Below are 25,079 nucleotides of genomic sequence, written 5' to 3' on the forward strand. Positions count from 1 at the left end.
TGACGTGATGTATATTTAATTCCGACCATAAGCGGTGATGCCTCCGGCCCTGCCGCGCACTGTCAGGCTTGGAAACAACATCCAGCCTCTCATTAAATCAGGTCTGCCTGCAGCAGCCTCAAGAATGTCCGGGGGCTGGCCGTCGTGATCTTCTGGCTGCGTCATGGCGTTACGACAGGTGCCCAATGGCCCTCTTCTCCGCCATCGCTCTCGCCGCAACTGTTATCGTCTAGTTCTGATCAACGAGCCCTGGCCCTGGCGAGAAACACACATCATTGAACGTGCGTTCGGCGTCGGACCGAGCGCATTGACGAAAGCGGTAGCCCTGCTCGCGCAGGATCTCGAAGGTCAGACCGCTTGACGGCGGAGAAGCAGGAGTTCTCCAACCAACCGGAATTTTTGCAACGGAGCCCCATGTGTCGCGGGCAACGCTTTTGATGGGTCCGGAATCCCATGAGTAAGCACGGCGTCCATTTCTCCAGCAATATGAGTGCTGCTGGCGCGCGCGCCGTCGACTAATGCACCACGGTAGTTCATGAAATTAGAGTGATAATTCTGATGGGATCGCACGCTGAAAGCGTAGCCGATGACGTGATCAGATTGAGAGGCAGAGCTGATGGGGCTATTTGGAATTCTGCTCGGACTAGGCTTTCTGATGTGGTTTGCCTACCGCGGATGGAGCGTGTTGCTCCTGGCGCCTGCGGCAGCTCTTATAGTCGCAGTCTTCTCCGGCGAGCCGCTTTTGCCACACTGGACGTCGACATTCATGAGCGGCACCGCACGTTTCGTGATGCAATGGTTCCCCATGTTTTTGCTCGGTGGCATCTTTGGAAAAATGATGGATGACAGCGGATCGATTACGTCGATCGCTCGTTTCCTGACGGAGCGGCTGGGTGTCAAGCGAACCATGCTCTCCGTTGTCCTGGCGTCCGCCGTCGTCACCTATGGTGGCGTCAGCGTCTTCGTTGCATTTTTCGTGCTGGTGCCCATGGCAAGGGAAATGTTCCGCGCTGCCAATATCCCGGCGCGCCTCATGCCGGCGGCCATCGGTCTCGGCGCCTTTACCTTCACCATGTCAGCGATGCCGGGCACGCCCTCGACAAACAACGCGATACCGATGCCATATTTCGGCACGACGACGTTTGCGGCGCCCGGTCTTGGTATCATTGCCTCCATTATCACATTCGCCTTCGGAATGTGGTGGCTGGCACGCATTGAGGCGAAAGCCCGTGCCGCCGGAGAAGGATATACCGATGATGAAAAGCCGGTTGTCATCAGTGAAAAGACCCGCGAGCAAGCGACCATTTCAGGGGACTTTGATCCAAACGAGCTGACCCACGGACAGAGGAGCAAACAGGCGCCATCGTTCCTTTTCGCCGTTCTGCCGCTGATCGTCGTGATTGGGGTCAACTTCCTGATGGCCCTGGTGATATTGCCGAGGGTCGATTTTTCGCGGGCCGAAACCGCGCTCGGGATCAATATCGCCTCCACCATTGGCGTATGGGCTGTCCTTCTTGCCCTGGCAGCGGCGATCATTACCGTCATTGCGATCAATTTCGGCCGGTTGGGGTCGCTGCGCGAGAGCCTTGATGCAGGATCCAATTCAGCGGTTCTTCCCATCATGACAGTGGCGAGCCTTGTCGGTTTCGGCGCCGTTGTCGCGGCCATGCCGGCCTTTATGGTCGTGCGGGACGCGGTGCTGCAAATACCGGGCGGTCCACTCGTTTCACTGGTCGTGGCGATGAACACCCTGGCCGGGCTGACCGGGACAGCGTCTGGCGGGATGGCAATCGCACTCAATGCGCTCGGCGCGGAATATATGCGCCTTGCGGCCGAATACGGCATCGACCCTGCCCTGATGCATCGTCTGACGACGATCAGCGCCGGCACGCTGGATGCCCTGCCGCACAATGGTACGGTGCTGCTCCTCCTGCAGATCAGCAAGCAGACGCACGCCGGAAGCTATTTCGACATGATCATGACGGTCATTGTCGGCGTCATCCTCTCTCTCATCGCAGTCTTTTTTCTCGGTTCGATGTTCGGCTCATTCTGAGCGGGCACCGCACGCTGATCCCGCCTGTTCGGGATCCGGTGACAATTCATAGGCTTACCCGTTCAACGTTATGGAGACCGTGCCATGAAGAAAATGTCCGTTCTGATCCTGATACCGTTACTGATGGCCAGCACCCCGGCACTCGCACATGTCGGCCATGGCGAGCATGGCTCATTCATGTCCGGGTTCATGCACCCGCTTTCCGGCTGGGATCACATCCTTGCCATGGTCGCGGTCGGCCTTTCAGCTGCCATGCTCGGGGGACGTTCCCTGATCGCCATTCCTGCAACTTTTGTCGCTTTGATGCTGGTCGGCTTTATCGTGGCGCTCGCGGGTGTGCACATCCCCCTGGTCGAGCCGGTCATTCTCGCTTCGACAATCATCATCGGTCTTTCGGTCGCGGTTGCGCGTCCGGTCTCGCCGGTGCTCGTCGCCATGATTGTCGGCGGGTTCGCTTTTTTCCACGGACACGCCCATGGCACCGAACTGGCCAACCAGAGCGCCCTGGTCTTCGGAGCAGGTTTTGGCGTCGCGACGGCATTGCTGCACATGATCGGCATGGGAACGGGCATCGTCGCCGAGCGGCTGACGCGCGGGACAGCTGCTCTGCGCCTGGCCGGTGGCGCGACCGCACTTGGCGGCGTCCTTTTACTCGCAAGCTGACTGGCCGAATGCACGTGATGAAACATGTGAAGCCAAAGGGGTCGGCATAGGGCCGGCTTTAGCGATAGCTCCGGGAGAACCATGTGACGCAACAGACATCCGGTGGCCTGCCCATCCAGCTTCTGCGCCTGGTGAGCCCAAGCCAGCCCGTCGGCTCGTTTTCCTACTCCCGCAGTCTGGAATGGGCAGTGCACGACAGGATTGTTTACGATGAGGCAAGTGCCGCAGCCTGGATATTCGGTCTTGTCGAGCACAGCTACTCTGTCTGCGATGCGGCTTTGTTCCTGCGCATGATGCGGGCGATGAAGGTCGGGGATCGTGATGCGTTCCTGAAGGCTGATACTTGGCTGTCGGCAGCGCGGGAAAGCCGGGAGATCGAACTGGAAGACAAGCAGATGGGCGCATCGATGTTGAAGGTTCTGCAGGATCTCGGCGTGTCGTCCGCCAAATCCTTCAAGGGGTCGAAGCTGACATATCCGGCAGCCTTCACGCTGGCGGCGACGCACTGGAACATCTCGGAGACCGATGCGCTGCGGGGGCTTCTATGGAGTACGGTCGAAGGCCAGGTGTCTGCGGCCATTCGGCTGGTCCCGCTGGGGCACACGGCCGGCCAGCGCCTCCTTATTGCTGCAGATGACGTCATCGAGCGGTCGGCGAGAAAGGCCGAGACGGTCACCGACGATGAAATAGGCAATGCCGCGCCCGTCATGGCCATGGCGAGCGCCTGGCATGAAACGCAATACAGCCGGCTCTTTCGTTCCTAGGTGCCAATGGAGTCCGCAGGAACGCATCTTGCCGGTATCACACGATAGTCCAGGGAGGGCTATGCATTGATTTCATTGTTTCGTGGCCTCCGGTCCGTTCTCATCCTTGCCGCCGCGGGTGTGCTTTTCGGCGCCTTCCTGATGTTCTGGGAAGCCATACTGATGCTTGTGGACAGTTTCCGGATGGCCCGGCTGAACCCCGATATGTCCGTCATCGTCGCGGTGCTGCGCGCAACGGACAAAATTCTCCTGGGCATCGTGTTGATGGTGGTGGGCTGCGGTATTGCACTTGGCTTTGCGCTCGACATCCCGCCCGAGCAGCGATCGAAGCTGCCGCAATGGATGATCATCGATACCGTAGCGGAGCTCAAGAACCTCTTCTTCCAGATGATCATCCTTTATCTCGTTGTGCATTTTGCCGCCCAGGTCGGTGAAATGCAGATGCCTTTGCAATGGGAAGCGCTGGTGCTTCCGATATCCGCGCTCCTTTTGGCAGGAGCAATGAAGTTGACCGCGAGTTCGCACCATCTGGCAGAAGGGACACGGAGCGAAAAACGCAGCGATCACACGAAGGACGTGGTGCGACAAGCCGGCGCAAAGCCGGCTGAGCAACCACCTTCCGAATAGCTGGAGGTGCCGGTGGACTTGAATCGTAGCGCAGGCCGCCAGGAGCGATCACGAGAGGGATTTTCGCCCATGGTCAACGGATGGAATGCGCAGCTCGAATTGTGGTTTGCGCAATCCCACGGGAAGACCCGCCTCATGCACAGACGCCATAGCGGGCCGCTTGCGGTTCAACGTGCCTTTCATCCCGAAAGCGATGGCTCCGCGCATGTCTACATTCTGCATCCGCCGGGCGGCGTTGCAGGTGGCGATGTCCTCGACATCAATTGTCGCCTTGCTCCGCAGGCGCGCTGCGTCCTCACCACCCCCGGTGCGACGAAATTCTACCGCACCGATGGCGGCGCGAGCGTGCAACGCACGCAGATCGACGTTGGCGAAAACGGTATCTGCGAAAATCTCCCGCAGGAAACCATTCTTTTTGAGGGTGCGGATGCTTCCATCAACACCCGCGTCACGCTTGCGGGCAATGCCGTTTATGCCGGCTGGGACTTTATCAGCCTCGGCCGCCCAGCGGCGGGGGAACGTTTCGTGACCGGTGGGCTTCAGCAACGTGTCGAGATATTTCGCGATGGCGAGCTTATCTGGTTCGAGCGAATGGCGTTTTCGCGCTCACCGGAGATTCTGGACGCCCCGGTCTTTTTTGCCGGGCGCCCGATCGTCGGAACAATGGTCTACGCGGGACCCGCGCTCGAAAACACCGTCGAATGTATTCGCGAGACGCTTGGCACACAGGCGACAGGTGTTTTTTCGGTCAGCCAGCTCGAGCATGTGATCGTCTGCCGTTACCTCGGCCAGCGCATGTCCGAAGGCAAGGCGCTTTTTCTCCAGGCGTGGAGCATTCTTCGCGAACGAGGCCTCATGAAAAAGGCCGTCGCTCCACGCATCTGGGCAACGTGAACCAGCAAAACGATGAGGGCTACCCATGGAACTGCTACCGCGTGAAAAGGACAAACTCCTGATCTTTACCGCTGCACTGCTCGCAGAACGGCGCAGGGCAAAGGGCCTGAAACTCAACTACCCAGAGGTGGTAGCCTTTATCTCAGGGGCTCTGCTGGAGGGCGCCCGCGAAGGGCGAACAGTCGCCGATCTCATGTCGTATGGCGCGACATTGTTGACCCGTGAAGAGGTCATGGAGGGCGTGCCCGAGATGATCCACGACATACAGGTCGAAGCGACTTTTCCCGATGGTACGAAACTCGTCACCGTCCACAACCCCATTCCCTGAGGAGGCTATCATGATTCCCGGCGAATATTTTATCGAGGATGGCTCCATCGAGCTCAACAAGGATCGGCAGACGCGCAAGATCGACGTTGCCAACTCCGGCGACAGACCGATCCAGGTGGGGTCCCACTATCACTTCTATGAAACGAATGAAGCGCTGCTGTTCGACCGGGAGGCCAGCCGTGGCTTCCGGCTCAATATTCCTGCCGGAACGGCAGTCCGCTTCGAGCCGGGGCAGGAGCGCACGGTCGAGCTCGTGGCGCTCGATGGTGGAAGAGAGGTTTACGGTTTCAACGCCAAGGTTATGGGCAAGCTCTAGGAGGCAAGGATGGTAACGATCACACGGCAGAACTACGCCGATCTCTACGGTCCGACCAAGGGCGACAGGCTTCGGCTGGCGGACACGGAACTCGTCATCGAGATCGAGGAAGATCACACCATATACGGCGAGGAGGTGACGTTTGGTGGAGGCAAGGTGATCCGCGACGGCATGGGTCAGAGCCAGCGGCCGGCGGCCGAGGTTGCCGATGTCGTCATCACCAATGTCATCATCATTGATCACTGGGGCATCATCAAAGCGGATGTCGGCATCAAGAATGGCCGAATTTCCGGCATCGGCAAATCAGGCAACCCCGATATCCAGCCGGGAATATCGATTATTGTCGGTGGCGCCACCGACGTCATCGCCGGCGAAGGGCGCATCCTCACCGCAGGCGGCGTCGACACCCATATCCACTTCATCGCACCACAACAGGCCGAAGAGGCGCTCGCGAGCGGCACGACGACGCTTGTTGGCGGAGGTGCGGGACCGACGGTCGGTACGCTCGCGACAACTGTTACCGCCGGCCCCTGGGCAATTCACCGGATGCTTGAGGCAGCGGAAGCGCTGCCCATCAATGTCGGCCTGCTTGGAAAGGGCAACATAAGTAAACCCGATCCGCTGCGGGAGCAGATTCGCGCCGGCGTTGTCGGTCTCAAGCTGCATGAAGACTGGGGAACGACACCGGCTGCCATCGACAATTGCCTGACGGTTGCCGACGAGATGGACATTCAGGTCGCGCTCCACAGTGACACGCTCAACGAGAGCGGCTTCGTTCGGGATACCCTGGCGGCGATGAAGGGGCGTACCATCCACAGTTTCCACACCGAAGGCGCTGGCGGCGGGCATGCGCCTGACATCATTACCGCAGCCGGTGAAGAAAACGTCCTTCCGTCGTCTACAAATCCTACCAGGCCATTTACGATTAACACCATCGACGAACATCTCGATATGCTGATGGTCTGCCACCACCTCAGCCCGCAGATCCCGGAAGATGTTGCCTTTGCCGAGTCGCGTATCCGGCGCGAGACAATTGCGGCGGAAGACATTCTCCACGACCTTGGCGTCTTTTCGATGATGTCTTCGGATTCGCAGGCGATGGGCCGCATCGGCGAGACAACGCTTCGTTGCTGGCAGACCGCGCACAAGATGAAGGTCCAGCGTGGTCCACTGGCGGAAGACAACGAGCGGAACGACAACTTTCGCGTCAAACGCTATATCGCCAAATATACGATCAATCCGGCTCTGACGCACGGCTTTGCTCATGAGATCGGGTCCGTTCAAGTGGGAAAACGAGCAGACCTCGCTCTCTGGAAACCGGCATTTTTCGGCATCAAGCCGCAGCTGGTGATGATCGGTGGAATGATCGCCATGGCCCCGATGGGTGACCCGAATGCGTCGATTTCCACACCGCAGCCAGTGCATTACCGCCCGATGTACGGCGTACTCGGCCGCGCCCTCGGTTCGACAGGCGTCACATTCGTCTCGCAGGCGGCGCTTGATGACGGCATCGGTGAGAAACTGAAACTGAACAAGCAGCTCGTCGCTGTCAGCGGTACCAGGACGGTGCGCAAGAAGGACATGATCCACAACAGCCGCACACCAAAGCTCGAGGTCGATCCGCAAAACTACAAGGTGCGCGTCGACGGAGAGCTGATCACATGCGAACCGGCCGACGTGCTGCCGATGTCGCAGCGGTATTTCCTCTTCTAGAAAGCGGGAATACCGGGCGTTTATGCGTCCGGTATTCCAAACAACAGGGCAGAAGCCTCCAGCCTGCGCGACAGGAGCACGTATTCATGAAGCTGAACCATTTTCCGGATCACCCCCTGTTTTCTTTCGTGGACTGGTCGTTGCGGGGCATCGGGCAGGTCGTCTTTCAGAACAACCCGCTGTCAGGCCTCGTCATCCTGGCCGCACTTGTCTGGAATTCATGGATTTACGCCGTCATCTGTATTCTCGGGGTCATCTCGAGCACGTTGACGGCGGTGATCCTCAGGGCTGACAGAGGAATGCTGCGTGACGGCCTTTACGGGTTCAATGGCGCGCTGGTCGGCCTGGCGCTCGTTGCCTTCACCAGCGAGGATTTTCGGGCCGGCTCCATCCCGTCCATCGCGATGGTTGTCTACATCATCTGTGCTGCCGCCTTCACCACAATGACGCTTGCCAGCATTGGTGCATTGCTCGCGCCTCATAAGGTGGCGCCGCTGACGATGCCGTTCGTCCTTGTCGGATGGCTCTTTCTCTTCGCTGTTCTGAAATTCGATGCCATTGATGCCGGCCCCATGGCCAAACCCATCTCGCCCGAGCAGTTTTCCGACACGGTGCCTTATGTCCTTTCAACCTGGTACGAAGGGATCGGCACATCGATCGGCCAGATCTTTTTCCAGGACAACTGGATTTCCGGATATCTCATCCTGATTGCCATTGGCCTGAACTCCCGCATTTGCGCCGCGATGGGCTTGCTTGGAGCGATTGTCGGCACGCTGGTGGCTGCCCTGTATGGAGGACCGGAGGGGGCGGTGCGTGACGGCCTTTTTGGCTACAACTCGGCCCTGACTGCCATGGCGCTCGGCGGCGTTTTTCTGGTATTCACCTGGCGCAGCCTCCTCTACGCCATTTTTGGCGCTGTCATAGCAAGCTGGCTCTGGGCCTCGGTTGCCATCTTCCTGACGCCGATCGGCATGCCGGTCCTGACGTCAACCTTTGTTCTCGTAACCTGGCTTATGCTGCTGGGTCAGGGTGCATTCAAGGCACTCGTGCCAGTCCCACCCGCCGAATCCACCACACCGGAAGATAATCGCGCGCGCTATCTCGGACACCAGGGTTGATCTTCAAAACGACGTCCACAGGATGCCTGTCGTTTTTGTCGACGTGGCTGTTCTGATTTTTCGGCGGCCTGCCGAAGAACAGGATTTGTGCCGCAGTGCTTTCCACCGACCATCATGCTCCTCGGACAAGACACAAAACAGCGCCACAGGGCGCCGTTGTTGTCTGGCTGAAGCCTCGGAACCTCCCGGCTATTCGCCGGCTACCTCGGTAACAGGATCCGGTTTGACCCCGAAGAGCCGTTCCTTCAGCCTTTCCCGACCGGTCTGGACAACCAGGTAGAGTACGGGAATGACGACAAGCCCGAGCAGGGTACCCAGCAGCAGGCCGCCGAGCACCGTGGAGCCGATTGCCTGGCGACTGCCCGCACCGGCACCGGTTGCAATGACCAGCGGAACAACGCCAAGAATGGAGGCGAGTGCCGTCATCAGGACAGGTCTGAAGCGCTGGGATGTGCCCTCGGACGCCGCCTCAAAAATGCTCATGCCCTCTTCACGGCGTTCCTTGGCGAATTCCACGATCAGGATCGCATTTTTTGCCGCAAGCCCGATCAGCAGCAGCAGGCCGATCTGGGCGTAGATGTTGAGATCGATGCCACCGACGACGAGGGCGCCGAGAGCGCCGACCACTGCGACCGCAACTGACAACATCACGGCAACCGGGACACTCCAGCTTTCATATTGCGCGACGAGGAAAAGATAGGTGAAGACGATGCCCATGATGAGGATAATGACCGTCTCGTTCCCCGATTGCTGCTCCTGAAGCGCCAGACCCGTCCACTCGAACCCGAAACCGGCAGGCAGTGCCTCGTTTGCCAGTCCACCCATGATCGTCAGGGCTTGCCCGGTGCTGGTGCCTGCTGCTGCCTGGCCGTTGATCGAGGCTGATGAGAACAGATTATAACGATTGACCGAGCTCGGCCCGTAGACCGTCGAGATGGAAAGCATGCTCTGGAGCGGAACAAGTTCTCCCGACTGACTGCGAACCCTCAGACGCTGGATGTCATCGATACGTTGGCGATAGGCTGCCTCGTCCTGCAGCCGGACCTGATACACACGCGAGAAAATGTTGAAATCGTCAACATATGTTGACCCCAGATGAGCCTGCAACGTTGCGAAAATCGCGGCGGGCGAAACACCATAGAGCTCGGCCCGCTTCCGGTCGATATCGAGATAAAGCTGCGGCACCTCAGCGGAGAAGGTACTGAAAACGCCGGCAAGTCCCGGTGTCCCGTTCGCCTGCATAATGAGATTTCGCATGACCTCGGCCAGTTCCTGCTGGCTCTGGCCCGCCTGGGCCTGCAGGCGGAAGTCAAAGCCGCCTGTCGTGCCGAGACCGGGAATTGCCGGGGGATTGAAGGGCACGATTGAAGCCGTGGAAATGGCCGCGAGCTGTGGGCGGAGCCGGTTGATCAACGCAAATGCGCTCTGGTCGGATCCACGTTCACTCCATGGCTTCAGTGCGGAAATGATCATTCCGCTGTTTGAACCGCCACCACCAACCATGCTGACACCGGCAATACCGATCGTGTTGGCAATCCCCGGCGTTTGCTGCAGCAGCGCACTTACCTGCGTGATTGTCTGCTGGGTGCGCTCGAGGGATGCAGCATTGGGAAGCTGCACGTTCATGAACAGATATCCCTGGTCCTCGGCAGGAACAAAACCGGTCGGAAGCATGCGGTAAAAACCAAAAATGCCGAACAGGACTGCGGCAAACAGCACGCCTGCGAGCACAAAACGTCGCGCGAACAGCGAAAACATTTTCAGATAAAACCGACGCGAGGAGTCCAGGCCATTGTTCAACTTGCCGAACAGTCCGGTCTTGTGTTCCCGGCCGGGCCTGAGAATGAGCACGCAAAGAGCCGGGCTCAATGTCAGCGCATTGATTGTTGAAAAAAGGACCGTCACGAGGATCGTCACGGCGAACTGGCGGTAGAGTTCCCCCGTGATCCCCGCCAGAAATGCGACCGGAACGAAAAGCGCAGCGAGAACGAGCGTGGTCGCAACGATCGGACCAGTGACCTGCTCCATGGTCGCAAGCGTTGCCGCACGAATGTCTATCGCCCGTTCGGTCATAAGTCGCTGGACGTTTTCAACGACGATGATGGCGTCGTCCACGACGAGACTGATTGCCAGAATGACTGCGAAAAGCGTGATCGTGTTGGCAGAATAACCAAGAACGTAAAGGACGGCGAACCCGCCGATCAGCGAAACCGGGATCGTCAGCGTCGGGATCAGCGTTGCACGCCAATCCTGGAGGAAGGCGAACACGACGGCTACCACGAGGACGAAGGTAATCGCGAGCGTTACGAAGATTTCGCGGATGGTTTCCCGCACAAAGGACGTCGTGTCGAATACCATCGTATAGGCAACGTCATCGGGGAACTGTGTGGATAGCCTCTCGAGTTCGCCGAGCACTGCATTCGATACCGCAAGTGCATTGGCATCCGATGACTGATAGACGACGACGGTCGCGCTTGGATGACCATTGAGGGTCGAGGCCGTATCATATGACTGGGCGCCAAGTTCCACGCGAGCGACGTCGCGGAGCCGGACAACGCCGCCATCACGGTTGCTGCGAACGATGATATCGCCGAATTCCGCCTCGTTGGCGAGGCGTCCCCGTGCCATGACGGTAAGCTGCATCTGCTGTCCGGACATTGCCGGTGGCGAGCCGATCTGGCCAGCGGATGCCTGGGCATTCTGCGCTCGGATCGCAGCGGTGAGATCCGCAGCGGTGATACCGAGTGCCTCCATTCGGTCAGGCATCATCCATATACGCATGCTGTAGGTCGGGCCGAAGACACTCGCTTCGCCGACCCCCGGGAGGCGGGCAAGGGCGTCACGAATGTTTACCGTCGCATAGTTGCTGATGAAGACTTCGCTTTGCGTTCCCTTCGGTGAATAGATCGCCAAACCGAGCAGCATGCTTGACGAGCGACTCCGAACCGTCACGCCGGCCTGTGTGACGGCAGCGGGTAGGCGGGGCGTTGCCAGTGCAAGGCGGTTCTGGACATTGACCTGGGCAATAGCCGGATCGGTGCCGGCCTCGAAGGTCACAGTAAGAGAATAGGTGCCGTTATCGGTGCTCGACGAAGACATGTACATCATGCCCTCGACCCCGTTGACCTGCTCTTCGATCGGAGCGCCAACGCTGTCCGTCATCACGGTCGCACTGGCGCCGGGATAGCTGGCGGTCACCTGGACTTCAGGTGGTGTGATCTGCGGAAACTGGGCCACCGGGATCTGAAGAAGCGCTACGGTGCCAGCGATGAGCATCACGACTGCGATGACCATCGCGAAACGTGGGCGGCCAATGAATGGGGCGGAAATGTTCATTTTGGCACCACTGGCTGAGATGACGTCTTGTCTGCGATGATGTCGACAACGGACCCTTCAGTGACGTTCTGGAGACCTTCGATGATGACGTCTTCACCTCCCTCCAGACCACTCTCGACGATCCAGGCTCCGTTTCGTTGCTCGGACACGGTGATCCGGCGTTGAGTGGCCTTTTTATCCGCCGTCACCAACATGACGTAACGTCCTTCCCGGTCCTGCTGTACGGCGCCAAGCGGCACAGTCGGGCGCTCCAACCGTGTGTTTTCCGAGACGACCACCGTTACGAACTGACCGGGGATCAGCAGGAAATCGCTGTTGGGGAAAACGGAGCGGATCGGCAGCGTCCCTGTTCCCTCATCGACTTCGCTGCCGAGGAACGTGACCGGTACAGTCTGGGGATAGATCTGGCCATTGGAGAGCCTCAGGCGCGTATGATAGCGAAGGGCAAGTTCATCCTTGCTCGCCCCGCCTGCCGCTTCGCGCAAATCCAGCAATGCACGATCGCTGACGGAAAAAACCACCCGGACGGGGTCAAGCTGAACGACACGCGCCAGCGCCGCTGATGACGGCGTCACGTAACTGCCGACGGAAAACGCAGCTGTTCCAATCCGTCCCTTCAGGGGCGAGATAATATGGCTGTAGCTGAGATTGAGCTCGGCTTGCTTCACGGCCGCTTCTGCCGACTGCGCACTTGCTGACGCAGTGTCACGTGCCGTTTCGCTCTGTTCCACGGTTGCGCGCGCGACGCTCTGGTTCAGGGATTGATTGCGCGCAAGCTGCCGTTCGGCATCGAGAAGGGTCGCATTTGCGCGGGTAAGATTGGCTCGCGCATCGGAAAGCGCGATCTCAAGAGCCCGGCTGTCAATTCTGAAAAGTTCCTGGCCTTCTTCGACTTCGGCCCCCTCTTCGAATGACCTTGCATCAATGAAGCCATCTATCCTCGAGCGGATGTCGACGGCATTCAATGCCTCAATGCGTCCCACAAACTCGTATTCCGGAGAAACATCATCCACGGCGACCTTCATCGTTGCGACTTTGGGCGCGTCCTGCGCACGTGCCGGAACCGTCATGCCAACTGAGGCCGCGATCATGGAGGCGAGGAGAACTTTAGAAAACCTGTCGGTAATTCCCATGCGTTACCCTCCGGAAAACATTAGTGGCCAGGGCAGATACGGCAAATGCGAGCGTGCTTGCCATCGCCCTGCCCCGAAGTCGGCAGCCAGAGCATATTTCTGTAAAGCGCGGGTCGGGAAGCGAAAAATCCTGTTAAAGTACGGATTTTGCAGCCATTTAGCTAAATAGGGATACTGTGCACAAGACCGGGATAAACTGCACAAGACTGTTTGACCCGTGACCTTCGATTGCTTGCTGTAACCTCTCACACCGACGACCATTGATATTGTGGAACACGGCAGTTTGCCCACATAGCGTAAAGAGGCGGCCCTTCTTCTCCATAGGGTTCTGCGGACAGAAACGACGACCGTTTCGGGCGAAGCCGTCCTGCTTCGCGTGCCTCCTTGGGTGTGACACCAAACTCACGTCGAAACGTGCGACTGTAAGTCGACGGGTCTGTAAATCCCCACTCTTCGGCGATTACGGAGATGGACCGCCTGTCATTTTCATTGGTCAGAATGTCCCTGGTCCGTAAAAGACGCTGGCGGCGGATGTAGTTGGAAATACCGCCACTGGTCTCGAATATCCGATAAAGCCTGGACCGTGAGACATTGAGGTCGCGGCACAATTTTTCGGGAGAAAGGTCGCGCATTGCCAGCTGTGTGGCGATAAGTTTTTTCGCGCGCATCATGATCACGGCATTGATCGGTCCATCCGCTTCGAACACACGGTCGCGCGTCGGCGTGATGCAGGCCGACAGCAAAGAGGTTGTCGCGACGGCCATATGTTCGGCATCCCGCTCCACACGACCGGGGAGCGAATGATGCAGCAGCTGGATGTAGTCGATAATCAGCGCGGACATTTCTGGCCGGATAGCGAGATCATAGGGCTGCGAGAACGCAAAATCACGCGGCAGGATGAGAGCAATCGTTCCGTCATCTTCGCCTTCCGCCTCGTATGGCGAAGAAAGGCAATGCCAGTGGAATTGCCCACTGTGGTTCAGCAGGCCGTCCGGCAACAGGGTCAGCGGAATACTTAACACCCAGTGGTCGAAGACCGGCACTTTCTTGTTACTCCATCTCCGCCGATAGCCGGTGCGGGGATATTCCAGTGACAGCAGCGCGAGGTTGCCCAGTTGCCATACCCTCTGGCGCACCGCAAATGCCTCGAACTTTTCCCGTAATAACGTGACATCACCGAGATTTGAGTTCCAGGACCGATAGAGATCGAACTGTTCGGCAGGCGGCGCTTCGCGGGTATCGATGTCAATGATGCTGTTCAGGCGGGCCTGGCCATCGTTCTCTTCGGCAATATCAGCGTGCTGCTGCATTAGGGGCACTCTACCGTTTGAGCGCGTAAGGCAGATCGCAACCGGGAGATATCCAGAAAGCCGCATGTTTTTTACGAGCCTGCCAGAAGCCCACCTCACCAGCAACAAAAGGCCGGACACAACTCTTGAGGACAACCGTTATATAAAAACTGAACTCAAGCAAAAGCTTAAGGGCTGGAATTGGATGGTCGAGGACAAACGTTATGGCCGACTTTATTCACATTAGTGAATTTGAATATATGCAGTTAATCCCAATTATGTGCAGGATGTCCCTTTCTCGTTCGGCGGTGCCCGAAGCATGCAAACTGCGATTTTTTCACGCGCTGGCGTCCGACAAGCCAAGCGCATTGCTGATGAGCAAGGTGTTCAACGTGGCGGCGCCGGTATCCATGTGGTTGCAGCTAAAGGCCAGTGGATGGCGGATTCCCTGCCAACCAAGAGCTCTGACTTCTTTCGGTGAAAGTCCGAACTCGCGTTTGAACATACGGCTATAGCTGGATGGGTCCGTAAACCCGACATTCTCGGCAATTTGTGAAATGGAGTTCACGTTGGTCGTATCTGCGAGCGCGCGATATGTTTCCAACAGGCGTTTGCGGCGAATGTAGTTGGAGATTCCTCCAGCCGGCTCAAAAATCCGGTAAAGGCGTGAACGAGAGACGCCAACGCTTTTGCAAAGATGCTCGGGGCTCAGATCCGGATCCGCAATCTGGACGCCTATCGCGCGAATGGCGCGGGTCGTAACCACGGCGTCGATTGGCGCCTGTGCCTGAACGAGTTTTTCGTGCGATGGCAAAAGCACGGCTGCCAGCATGTGGGTGGTGGCTTCGGCGACCCTGGAGACACTGCTTTGTTTGAGGTGAACAAGATTTTGATGGAGCAGGATGAGATAGTCGGCAAGAAATTCGACAGCATTTTCAGCGATCTCGGGATGGAGAGGCGCGTCAACCGCGCCGTAGGGAAAGAACAGTGCAATCAGCCGTCCTTTGCTCTCGAAGTCACCCGGCGCGGCAAGATTGGCCATGCGAAGCCGTCGCCGTGGTGATCCGTCCTTAGGGCCGGATGCCTCACTGTTTCTGACTGTCACGACCCAATTGTCGACAGCTGGCTTTTTCTTGTGCTCCCAGCGAAGCAGATGGCCGGGGGAGGTATCGATTACGGCAAACGCAATATCGGCGATCTGCCAGATTTTCTCGCTGGCTTCAAAGGTGGCGGTTTCTCCCTCCGCAAGGCCGACATCGATGATATCCGAATGCCAGTTCCGGAAAAACTCGAAGCGTTCAAGCGCGCTGACGCCGGCCGTGTCACATTCTACCGTGCTTCTCAGCGGATCATCCACAAATTCGGCGGATGACATCTGCCCACATTCTACCCGTGCATTCATGATATCTCTCCTTGAACCCAGAGTGAAAAAACATGAAGTAACCAGCATCGACGCTGCGCTGGTGCATCGTGATAGGAAGCCGATTTTTAACGAAGCACAATGTTGACCGTGTGCCGAAGGTTAAGCGCAAGTGAATGTTATTATTACAATTCAAGGTCTGTAAAGAAAAGATGCAAAAACTTCCGCTTCGCGGCAAACGTGTTGCAAAGCAGCAAATATGGCAGCGGGACTACGCCTGTTTCATTCAAAGATCGATCCTAGTTCCTGCGACGCGGTGATGAATGACAGTCCGTGCCGGAACGATCCTCTTTCCAGGAAACCGATCGTCTCCATGACGACGATTGGATTGTAGGTCATGAAGGTGTGCGTTGCGTGCACGACGAGATGATCTGCCGCGCCACTGAGCCGGGTGGATTCAACCGTCACCTTCCCATCGTTTGGGCCGGGTAAAATCGAGTTGAACAGCGGATTGATGGAAAGGTCACCGGCAATAATCCCGACCGGATAATCAGGTGATGGGAGAATACGCGAGATTGCACCCGCTCCGGTGCCGAGCTCCTGTCCGGCCGGACCGTTGATCCAGTCGAAAGGCGGAAAATCGCCGAACACATCGACGATCTCGGAGCCGTGGTTGGGCGGGGCAAGCATCACCACCCTGCCAAGAGATTCGAAGGCTGGCCTTTGTGCCAGCCAGTAACGAATGAGAATGCCGCCGAGTGAGTGTGTGACGAAATGCACGGGTTGTGCGCTGCAGCGTTCTACCGCGAGGCCTATGTAGCCCACCAGTTCTGAAACCTTTGCTGTCGTTGAGGGATATTCGGCGCTTACCACTTGATAGCCCTGCCGGCTCAGCGCCTTATCGATCAGCCAGAAAGAACCGGCGCCGCGGGCGAGGCCATGCACGAGGACGACGCACCCCGAACCATTGCGAAGCGGTTTTGCGGTTGCCGTTTCTCCATGAAGAACGAGCCACATCAGCATGACAAGATACGTCGTGGCTTTCGTGTGTCCTGACGCCAGCATGCCGTTACTCCGGAATTTTCAGAGTGTACGTTTGTATATGACCATCCTTCATGAGCAGCGCGAAATTCGATCGCGGATTTCGACCAGTGCAAGGTAATGACGCCACCAGTCCCTCAGCCTAGAAAGACCAGAAGAGTGGGACGACGAAGACTGAAACGATGAAGAACCAGACGAACAGCGGCAGACCAAGCCTCCAGTATTCACGAAAGCGATAACCGCCAGGCCCCATGACCATTGCGTTGGCGGGTGATGCTATCGGCGTCAGGAACGCTGCCGCAGTTGCAATTGCGATGCTCATCAGAACAGGACGCGGTGAGATGCCCATGCCCGTCGCTGCTGCGATCCCAATCGGAACCATGATCAGGGCGGTTGCCGTGTTGCTGATCAACTGTCCAAGTATTGCGGTCAGCAGGAACAGGCCAGCCAGAAGTCCCGTCGGGCTGATGTCTCCAACCAGATTGGCAAGTTGCCTCGAGATCAGCGGTGCAGCGCCCGTCTCAATCATGACTGCAGCAAGCGGCTTCATTGCTGCTATGAGAATGACAGTGCTCCATCCTATAGCCCTGAAGCATTGTTCTGGTGTCAGGATACCGGAAAGAACGATCGCGCCTGCCGCGAGAATGCCGGCGACGGCTGGAGGAACGATACCGGTTACAAGCAGAACGATCATGGCGGCCAGGATTGCGACTGTTTGCCTGGCAGCGGCCCCCATGGGGACAGCCTGCCTGCGAACGAGTTCGGGCGAACTGACGATGAGCACGTCCGGGTCGTTCAGGCGTACATCAAGTGCTTTCCATGTTCCCTGCAGTAGCATCGTATCTCCGGCCTCCAGCGAGGTCGCGCCTGCATCGCCGTTGGCACTGAGGCCATCGACAGACTTGCCCGCCTTCTGGACGGCAAGAATGATAAGATCACCACTTTCGGTGACCATGCCGGGAAAGACTGTCTGGCCGATCAGTTGCGATCGCGGCGGGATAGCAACTTCCGCCAGTCCGGACTGGTGATTGAAAAGGATATCGTCCGAGTTTTCCTCGTGTTCCCGAAACGACAAATGCAGGTCCACGGCGAATTTTGCGATCACGTCGGGATTTCCGCTCAAAAGGAGATGATCGTTTTCCCCGATATGCGGCCGTCTTATCGGCTGGGCGGTGTCACCCTCATGCACCGCCACCAGCCGGGCGCCGACATAGGGGGCCATGTCGACCGTCGAGACAGCCTTGCCCATGCAGGGCGAGGTGGAGCGAACACGCAGGCGGTGGAGATTTGCTCCAATCCCGTATTGTTCCACCAACGTCCGTGCATGACGGCTGAAATCCGAAGGGATCGAAGGACCGTTTCGTTGCGGTAACAGTCGTTCGCCGAACAGGATGATGATCAGCATGCTGCCAGCGAGAAGGGGTAGCCCGACAAGAGCAAATTCGAAGAATGCGAAACCTTCAGCGCCGGCGTCGATACTCGCGTCGGAGACAAGAACGTTTACCGGGGTGCCGGTCAACGTCAACATCGACCCCGCATGGGCGGCGAAGACGAGCGGGAGAAGGAATTGGGACGTTTTTTGTCCAAGCCGAACCGAGGTGACGACGACAACAGGCAAAAAGGCTGCCACCGCTCCATAGATACCGGTCAGTGCCGTCAGCATGGCAACCGAGCTCATCATGATAAGGAAGAACCGGCTGCGGCTTTTTTTCCCGGCATTCCACAATAACCGCTTGCCCATCCAGACCGTGACGCCGGTGAGCTCAAGTGCGGAGCTGACGACGAAAAGCGTTGCTATAAAAATGACAGCGGGATCACCGAAGCCGGCAAGGGTCTGGTCAAGACTGAGCAGGCCTGTCGCCCACAGGGACAGGCAAGTCAGCATGGCGACGACAACGGCCGGTACCCTGTTCGAGATGAACAAAACTATTGCGGCAACGATGATGATTGCAACGAGGGCTACCGGGCTCAATCCTGCTTCCCTTTGACAAACCCGACTTGATACGGTTTTCAATACGGCTGCCTGACGCCAGCACGCCTGAACCTCGATGATCACGATGAGCCGGAGGCCGCGATAAGTCATGGGATCACAGTCCCGAATCTACGCAACCCGTCCCGGACTGGCGGAACAAGGGTGATTTTTCGTGGTAAGCCGTTGATCCCATGTGACGACCGGTTTGAGCTGAGTTAGTATGCCGCCGGTCGCTCAGTGGCTTTGAGTGTGCCGAAAGGTAATGCACCAGCGCTTCGGCTCACTGAGGTAAAAATGCGCAGGCGAAGCATATTCTTGGTTGCTGTTTTTTCTGCCTGTCTGGTGGCCTGTGCACCACGAACGGGATTGCTGACCGTAACGTCGCCTGTCGCGAACGCCGATCAGATTACTCTTATTGCCGCAACAACGCGGGAGCCGGTCAAAGATCCCGGCGTATTGTTCGGCGGTGATCGCGGCGCCTCGGTTTCCTATAGCAGGATCGTCGTTTCAGTCCCTCGCAATCGCAAACCCGGTACACTTGAACTCCCACGGCGGCCGCCCGGAAATCCGGATCGCAATTTTGTCGCGACATCGGTGACCTCGATCAAAACTGAGGATGTTGCGGCTGCGTTCCGGGGGCCACACCGGCGCAAGGCTTTCGTCTATGTGCATGGTTTCAGAACAACGTTTGACCGCTCCGTTTTCCGCTTCGCACAACTTGTGCACGATACGGATGCAGACGCCGTGCCGATCCTTTTTTCCTGGCCATCTCGCGGGCAGTTTCTGGACTACAAGCGCGACTTCGACAACGCGTCCTATTCGCGATCGGATCTGGCGAACCTGTTGCAGGCCGCCATAGATAGCAAATCCATCGATGAAGTTGTCGTGCTGGCCCATTCGATGGGTGCCTGGCTTGCGGTTGAGGCGGTCAGACAGGTTGCTCTTCAACGACACGGTGTCCCGCGTAAAATCTCCAACCTCATCCTTGCATCTCCGGATCTCGACGTCGGCGTCTTCCGGCGGCAGGTCGAAGACATGGGGGCGATGCGTCCGCAGATCACCATTTTCGCGGCGCAGACAGATCGGGCCCTTCGACTTTCGCAGTTTATCGCGCGTGGTGGTGCCCGTCTCGGGGGGATCGATCCATCGCAGGAAGACTACCGGCGAGCCTTGGCTGATCTTTCCGGCGTGACCGTTCTTGATCTCAGCGCGCTGAGTTCGGGAGATCGTACCAACCACGCGCTCTATGCCACCCGGCCCGAGGCCGTCCGCTTGATCGGCGATCGACTGCTGCGAGGCCAGAAAATCTCGGATGTCGACGTCGCAGGTCCGGCAACGACAATTGATGCCCTTGGTGCTGTCGCAACCTTTGCGGTGACCGCTCCGATCCTGATATTCGACATGGCCACGACCCCCTAGATTTTCCAATTCTGCTTTGCGAAGCCCTCGATGCGGCGCTGAAAATGGGACGATCAGCCCAATTTTGGGATTTGTCGCTCATCATTAATGTTGCCGCAGTTGCTAGCGTAGCGAGGTGACCTTGCCCGGCAGAGAGATCCGGTCACGTGATGTCCCGCAACTCGGCACTGAAGGCGGGCGTGAACGAGGCCGGCGCTGCGAGCAGGGAGATTTTGTTTGTCGCCAATCCAGAGCACCGGTCTGATAATCTTTGCGACAATCGCTCTTTTCGCATGGAACAGGCTGCCGGTTATTGCTGTTGCTTTCGCGGCGACACTTTCGCTCTGGGCCGCAGGGCTTGTCACCTTGGAACAGGCCTTTGCGGGTTTCGGGGATCGTGCCGTTCTGTTTATCGCCAGTCTCTTCATCATCAGCGCTGCCCTTGAACGAACCGGCGTGACGGCATGGTGCGGACAAATGCTGATCGCTCAGGCTGGCGGAAACAATCGCACCAGGCTCCTGCTTATTCTCATGCTCGCCGTCGGTTGCCTGACGTCGCTCGTCAGCGGAAGCGGGGCTGTTGCAGCGATGATACCCGTTGCCGTGCTGGCGGCTGTTCGCCTCGGTCAATCGCCAGCACAATTGCTGATGCCGCTCGCTTTTGCGGCTCACTCCGGGGCCAATCTGCTTCTGACTGGTTCGCCCAAGAATTTCCTCGTCTCCGAGGCTTTGGAAGATTCCGGGCGAGAGGGGTTCGGCTTCATTGAATTTGCCTATATCGGCGTGCCGCTTCTCGCCGGAACAATCCTGATCGTACTCCTGGTCGGAAGATACCTGCTCCCACGTAAAAGCAACGTCCGGCTGCCCGCCGACTTCAGCCGCCATGCCCAGACGCTTGTCGAACACTACGGTCTGCGGGACGGGCTCTTCCGGTTGAGGATCCGCGACAGTTCTCCACTGGTCGGAGTAATGGCGGACAACGTCGATCTGGGCGGTGGAAGCGAGATACAGGTCATGGCCGTTCAGGCACTTGCCTCTGGTTTACCTGCTCGCAGCAGGAGTATCACACCGGATGACTATCTGCTCGTTCGAGGCACCGCACAGGCTGTTGCGGAAGCAGCCGCACGGCTTCACCTTGCCATTCGCGAGGACGCGCCTGTAGAGGGTGGAAATTCGGCCTTCAACCGGCGCTCCGGCCTGGCAGAGGTGATGGTTCCGCCACGCTCCGGCCTCATAGGGCGCCCGATGTTTCCAGGCGTTGCGACGGAAAGTGGTGATCTGGTCGTTTTGGCGGTGCATCGAAGGGGCGAGGAAATCGATTACGCCAACCCGACGCTGGAGGCAGGTGACACCATTCTTCTCGAAGGTAGTTGGGAAGCGCTCGACCTGCGCCTCAACGATCCCGATGTGCTGGTTGTTGATTCACCCGACCTCGTTCGCCGGCAGGCCGTTCCAATGGGGCCGGGAGCAAAGGTTGCGGTGGTGGCACTGATCGGCCTTGTCGTGATGCTGGCGACCAATATCGTACCGCCCGCGGTTGCGGGCATTCTGTGCGCATGTGTTCTGGTCGCGTCGGGCGTTATTACGCCCGAGCAATCCTATCGCGCCGTTCACTGGACGACGGTAATGCTCGTGGGGGCGATGATGCCGATTTCGACCGCCATGATGCAATCGGGTACGGCAGCTTTCGTGGCCGATGAGCTTGTCTCGGCAATCGGCTCGGCCGGTCCGACGGCGCTCGTCGCCGGTTTATTTGTGCTCACGGCCTCTCTTGGGCAGGTGATGAGCAATACGGCTACAACCATGCTTGTCATTCCAATCGCAATGGCGGCTGCATCTGCCATGCAAATTGATCCGCAGCCGGTTCTCATGAGCCTCTGTGTTGCCGGTTCCGCGTCCTTCATGACGCCGATTGCCACGACAACCAACATGATGGTGATGGGACCAGGCGGCTACCGGTTCGGCGATTACTGGAAGCTTGGGACGCCGCTCATGGTGTTTTTCTTCCTGATCGCCGTTTTCATGGTTCCGCTGATCTGGCCGTTCTAGTCGCATGATCGATTTGAGACGGAACGCATGGTTTTGGGACAGTGAACCGATTGTTCCAACTCGGATTTTTGCAACTATGCCTGATTGCCCTGCACCGCAGGTCGCAGCCCTTGGCGACCCTCTCCAGGAAGGGACATCGATTTTATGAGTAACCCAACGCTGGTCGGCCCTGTTTTTCTGATCGCAACGATCGCGTTTATATCTGCGCTGCAGATCGCTGCTGCGGTGTTTGCACCGATCGCCGGTGCACTTCTTGTGATTGCCCTTGTCTGGCCGGTTCAGAAGACTCTCCAGAACCGCCTTCCGAGACTGCTGGCACTGGCGATTGTGGTCGGGATAATCATCTGTGTCTTCACAGCGCTTGCATCCGTCAGTGCATGGGGTTTCGGCCGCATCGGTCGCTCCATCGTCAGCGACGCCCCCCGCTTCCAGATGCTTTACAGCAATCTTGTGACGTGGCTGGAAGGACATGGCATCGTTGTCGCCGGGCTGTGGGCCGAACATTTTAACGTCGGTTGGCTGCTTCGAATGCTGCAGGGCGTGACAGCCCGGCTGAATACGACGATTTCCTTCTGGATCGTTGTCGTCGTCTATGTATTGCTCGGGCTCCTCGATACCGACGCCGTCGCGCGCAATATCCGAAAGGCATTGGCAAAAGACACGGCGGATGCAGTCATTGGTGGTGCTATGCAGACCGCGGCCAAGCTCCGACGCTACATGTTTGTACGCACGCTGATGAGCCTTGCGACTGGCATTATGGTCTGGGTGTTGTCGGCGGTCTTCGGATTGCGCTTTGCCACAGAATGGGGCGTCATTGCGTTTGCGCTGAACTACATTCCCTTCATGGGGCCGTTCATTGCGACGCTTCTGCCAAGTGCCTACGCTCTGGCGCAGTTTGGATCGCCGGAAGCAGCGATCTTTATTTTCGCCGGCCTGAACGTGATACAATTCGCGATCGGAAGTTATATAGAGCCGCGTGTTGCAGGATATGCGCTGGCGATGTCGCCTTTCCTGGTGTTGTTCTCGGTGTTTTTCTGGTCATCAATATGGGGTGTGTTCGGCGCATTCATCGGCGTGCCGATCACGATCGCGATCATCACGTTCTGCGCACAGTTCGCCGGAACCCGCTGGATAGCAGTGGTTCTTGGCGCACCTTCTGGGCGAGATAAAACAGACGACGTGCCTGACAGCGGCAGCCAGACATGACTGTCGGGTCTTTTTCACTGTATCGGCAGGAACGCATCGATAATATCCAGGGAGATACATTCGCAGCAACCCAACGGACCATCAGCCCCGAATACCGCCTTGGATTACTACCGACGAAGCCGTCGTATCTCCATCACGCGTCCAGTGCGGGAACTGAGCGAAATTTCGAAATCGCCGCTGCCTCGCCTGGCGTGATAGACGAATGTCCGGCCTCTGCAATCGACGCGGCGGACATTTCGGAAGCCACGGTTCTGAATGAGCTGTTGACCCTGCCTGCACGTTATGGCGCGGCCAAAATTGAGATTGGAACCGACATGAATGTTGATCGACACGGCATAGGCTGGAGCCGGTACCGATACAGGCAAGATAAGGCAAGCAGCGAGAGCAAACGCAGACCATGTTGCGGGGCGCATCTTGTTTCCTCCACCAGTGAGACGCTCGGGGAATAGTTTGGGTCTGCGGGACGATGTCAACAACGGGGTGTAAATCATGGATATATTAGGGACGCAGCGCCAATTTCGGGGACGATTTACGCATCACATGCGAGAAAGGCGCGGTGTGGTCATTTCAGATTTCATTTCGGTTTCTGCAGACCGACGTGAATTCCCGGCAGCCAGAATTGTGTGGATTGACATGAGAATAGCGACCTGCTCACCTGCGCACTGGTCATGACGTCGCACGTCCTCCCGTGAAAGGTTGTACCTTGTCTGAAAGACCCTGCGGCAGATTCTGGGCCGATATGCGTTGCAGTTCCTCTAACTGCTCTCATGCCTGCTGTATCGAAATCCGTAATAAGCGTGGTTTTTCCATGCGAAAAACACTGTTAACCGGTGATGGGATTTTTCCCGCGCTCTAACGTTGGAGGTTGCGATGACGTCGAAGAATGGTCCCCTGCGTGTCGGCATCGGTGGTCCCGTAGGCTCGGGCAAAACGGCTTTGACCGAAAAATTATGCAGGGCCATGCGCGACCATTATTCGGTCGCCGTCGTCACGAACGATATCTACACGAAGGAAGACGCCGAGGCACTGGTTCGCATGCAGGCCTTGTCATCCGACCGCATCGTCGGCGTGGAAACCGGCGGATGCCCGCATACGGCAATACGTGAGGACGCCTCGATCAATCTTCAGGCCATAGCAGACCTCAATGGCCGCTTTCCGGATCTTGACGTGGTGTTTATCGAATCTGGCGGGGACAATCTCGCCGCAACATTTTCACCGGATCTCGCAGACCTGACGATCTATGTTATCTCGGTCTGCCAGGGTGAGGAAATCCCTCGCAAGGGCGGACCTGGCATCACCCGGTCCGATCTTCTGGTTATCAACAAGATGGACCTCGCGCCTCATGTCGGTGTCGATCTTGATGTCATGAATAAAGATGCACTGCGCATGCGCGCAACATTGCCCTTCGTTTTCTCTGACATGAAACGTGGAGACGGGGTCGACAGGGTGCTGCAGTTCCTGCAGGTTCAGGGCGGGCTTTAGACTGCATGCTGCGGCTTCTCACACAATCGACGTATGCTCCGGCAGCCATTCTGCCAAGTGTCCGGCATCCCAGCGTCCTGAACGATAGCCTCGCTTAGGCCACCCCTTCCAGGGCGATCCCATGCCTACGAAATGCCGCATGTTCAAATAAGACCCGGCGCGCGGTCTGGGTCTAATTAGACCAATCCTCGAAGACACGGCTCAAGCACGGAACCCAACCAATTCGCCCTGGCGTCCACGGAATGTATCATAGCCGTAGATGGTCTTGAGTATCTGCAAAGGTTCGGCGGTCACGGCGTCTTTCTTCTGCGTTGGATGATTTGCGCATCATGGCCAA

The 25,079-nt window shown here is 57.7% G+C and carries 20 protein-coding genes; 14 read left to right on the forward strand and 6 right to left on the reverse strand.

What is annotated here, in order from left to right; all coding sequences use genetic code 11:
- Positions 1-616: 616 nt before the first annotated feature.
- The 9 genes from EXN68_RS22820 to EXN68_RS22860 all read left to right on the forward strand — a co-directional run bounded on the left by EXN68_RS22820 (position 617) and on the right by EXN68_RS22860 (position 8,476).
- The gene (locus EXN68_RS22820; RefSeq protein ID WP_142842992.1) at positions 617-2,053 is read left to right on the forward strand and encodes a GntP family permease; all 1,437 of its coding nucleotides are present in this window, start codon (positions 617-619) and stop codon (positions 2,051-2,053) included.
- Between the two features lie 84 nt (positions 2,054-2,137).
- Complete coding sequence (locus EXN68_RS22825) at positions 2,138-2,716, forward strand: HupE/UreJ family protein (protein ID WP_142842993.1); 579 nt, start codon at positions 2,138-2,140, stop codon at positions 2,714-2,716.
- An 83-nt stretch (positions 2,717-2,799) separates the two neighbouring features.
- The gene (locus EXN68_RS22830; protein ID WP_142842994.1) at positions 2,800-3,480 is read left to right on the forward strand and encodes an urease accessory protein UreF; all 681 of its coding nucleotides are present in this window, start codon (positions 2,800-2,802) and stop codon (positions 3,478-3,480) included.
- A 75-nt stretch (positions 3,481-3,555) separates the two neighbouring features.
- A complete protein-coding gene (locus tag EXN68_RS22835; protein ID WP_404944529.1) occupies positions 3,556-4,107 on the forward strand; it encodes a YqhA family protein in 552 nt (183 codons plus the stop codon).
- Between the two features lie 69 nt (positions 4,108-4,176).
- Positions 4,177-5,001, forward strand: coding sequence for an urease accessory protein UreD (locus tag EXN68_RS22840; RefSeq protein ID WP_142842995.1), 825 nt, complete (start codon positions 4,177-4,179; stop codon positions 4,999-5,001).
- 25 nt (positions 5,002-5,026) lie between these two features.
- On the forward strand, positions 5,027-5,329 hold the full coding sequence (gene ureA / locus EXN68_RS22845) for an urease subunit gamma (RefSeq protein ID WP_142842996.1): 303 nt from the start codon (positions 5,027-5,029) through the stop codon (positions 5,327-5,329).
- A gap of 10 nt (positions 5,330-5,339) precedes the next feature.
- Positions 5,340-5,645, forward strand: coding sequence for an urease subunit beta (locus EXN68_RS22850; RefSeq protein ID WP_142842997.1), 306 nt, complete (start codon positions 5,340-5,342; stop codon positions 5,643-5,645).
- Positions 5,646-5,654: 9 nt separating this feature from the next.
- Entirely contained in the window at positions 5,655-7,358 is a 1,704-nt protein-coding gene (gene ureC / locus EXN68_RS22855) for an urease subunit alpha (protein ID WP_142842998.1), read from the forward strand.
- Positions 7,359-7,444: 86 nt separating this feature from the next.
- Positions 7,445-8,476: an urea transporter gene (locus tag EXN68_RS22860; protein WP_142842999.1), complete on the forward strand. Its 1,032-nt coding sequence runs from the start codon at positions 7,445-7,447 to the stop codon at positions 8,474-8,476.
- A 189-nt stretch (positions 8,477-8,665) separates the two neighbouring features.
- Here EXN68_RS22860 and EXN68_RS22865 read toward each other — a convergent pair whose 3' ends face one another.
- The 6 genes from EXN68_RS22865 to EXN68_RS22890 all read right to left on the reverse strand — a co-directional run bounded on the left by EXN68_RS22865 (position 8,666) and on the right by EXN68_RS22890 (position 18,607).
- Entirely contained in the window at positions 8,666-11,812 is a 3,147-nt protein-coding gene (locus EXN68_RS22865) for an efflux RND transporter permease subunit (RefSeq protein WP_142843000.1), read from the reverse strand.
- Entirely contained in the window at positions 11,809-12,945 is a 1,137-nt protein-coding gene (locus tag EXN68_RS22870) for an efflux RND transporter periplasmic adaptor subunit (RefSeq protein ID WP_142843001.1), read from the reverse strand. Before EXN68_RS22870 ends, EXN68_RS22865 begins: the two co-directional genes overlap by 4 nt.
- 245 nt (positions 12,946-13,190) lie before the next feature.
- Entirely contained in the window at positions 13,191-14,255 is a 1,065-nt protein-coding gene (locus EXN68_RS22875; protein ID WP_161991457.1) for a helix-turn-helix domain-containing protein, read from the reverse strand.
- Positions 14,256-14,571: 316 nt separating this feature from the next.
- Positions 14,572-15,636, reverse strand: coding sequence for a helix-turn-helix domain-containing protein (locus tag EXN68_RS22880; RefSeq protein ID WP_161991458.1), 1,065 nt, complete (start codon positions 15,634-15,636; stop codon positions 14,572-14,574).
- Between the two features lie 240 nt (positions 15,637-15,876).
- On the reverse strand, positions 15,877-16,617 hold the full coding sequence (locus EXN68_RS22885) for an alpha/beta fold hydrolase (protein WP_237681452.1): 741 nt from the start codon (positions 16,615-16,617) through the stop codon (positions 15,877-15,879).
- Between the two features lie 160 nt (positions 16,618-16,777).
- Positions 16,778-18,607, reverse strand: a complete 1,830-nt coding sequence (locus tag EXN68_RS22890; protein WP_142843004.1) for an SLC13 family permease — start codon at positions 18,605-18,607, stop codon at positions 16,778-16,780.
- A gap of 237 nt (positions 18,608-18,844) precedes the next feature.
- Here EXN68_RS22890 and EXN68_RS22895 point away from each other — a divergent pair, with 237 nt between their 5' ends.
- The 5 genes from EXN68_RS22895 (at position 18,845) to ureG (ending at position 24,742) form a co-directional block, all read left to right on the forward strand.
- Positions 18,845-20,026: an alpha/beta hydrolase gene (locus EXN68_RS22895; protein ID WP_237681453.1), complete on the forward strand. Its 1,182-nt coding sequence runs from the start codon at positions 18,845-18,847 to the stop codon at positions 20,024-20,026.
- Between the two features lie 216 nt (positions 20,027-20,242).
- Positions 20,243-22,054, forward strand: coding sequence for an SLC13 family permease (locus tag EXN68_RS22900; RefSeq protein WP_142843005.1), 1,812 nt, complete (start codon positions 20,243-20,245; stop codon positions 22,052-22,054).
- Positions 22,055-22,198: 144 nt separating this feature from the next.
- A complete protein-coding gene (locus EXN68_RS22905) occupies positions 22,199-23,260 on the forward strand; it encodes an AI-2E family transporter (protein WP_142843006.1) in 1,062 nt (353 codons plus the stop codon).
- Positions 23,257-23,709, forward strand: coding sequence for a hypothetical protein (locus EXN68_RS27490; protein ID WP_161991459.1), 453 nt, complete (start codon positions 23,257-23,259; stop codon positions 23,707-23,709). Before EXN68_RS22905 ends, EXN68_RS27490 begins: the two co-directional genes overlap by 4 nt.
- 421 nt (positions 23,710-24,130) lie before the next feature.
- Positions 24,131-24,742, forward strand: coding sequence for an urease accessory protein UreG (gene ureG / locus EXN68_RS22915; RefSeq protein WP_142843008.1), 612 nt, complete (start codon positions 24,131-24,133; stop codon positions 24,740-24,742).
- Positions 24,743-25,079 lie beyond the last annotated feature (337 nt).

This window comes from Martinezella rhizogenes (genome assembly GCF_007002745.1).
GTDB lineage: Bacteria > Pseudomonadota > Alphaproteobacteria > Rhizobiales > Rhizobiaceae > Agrobacterium > Agrobacterium cucumeris.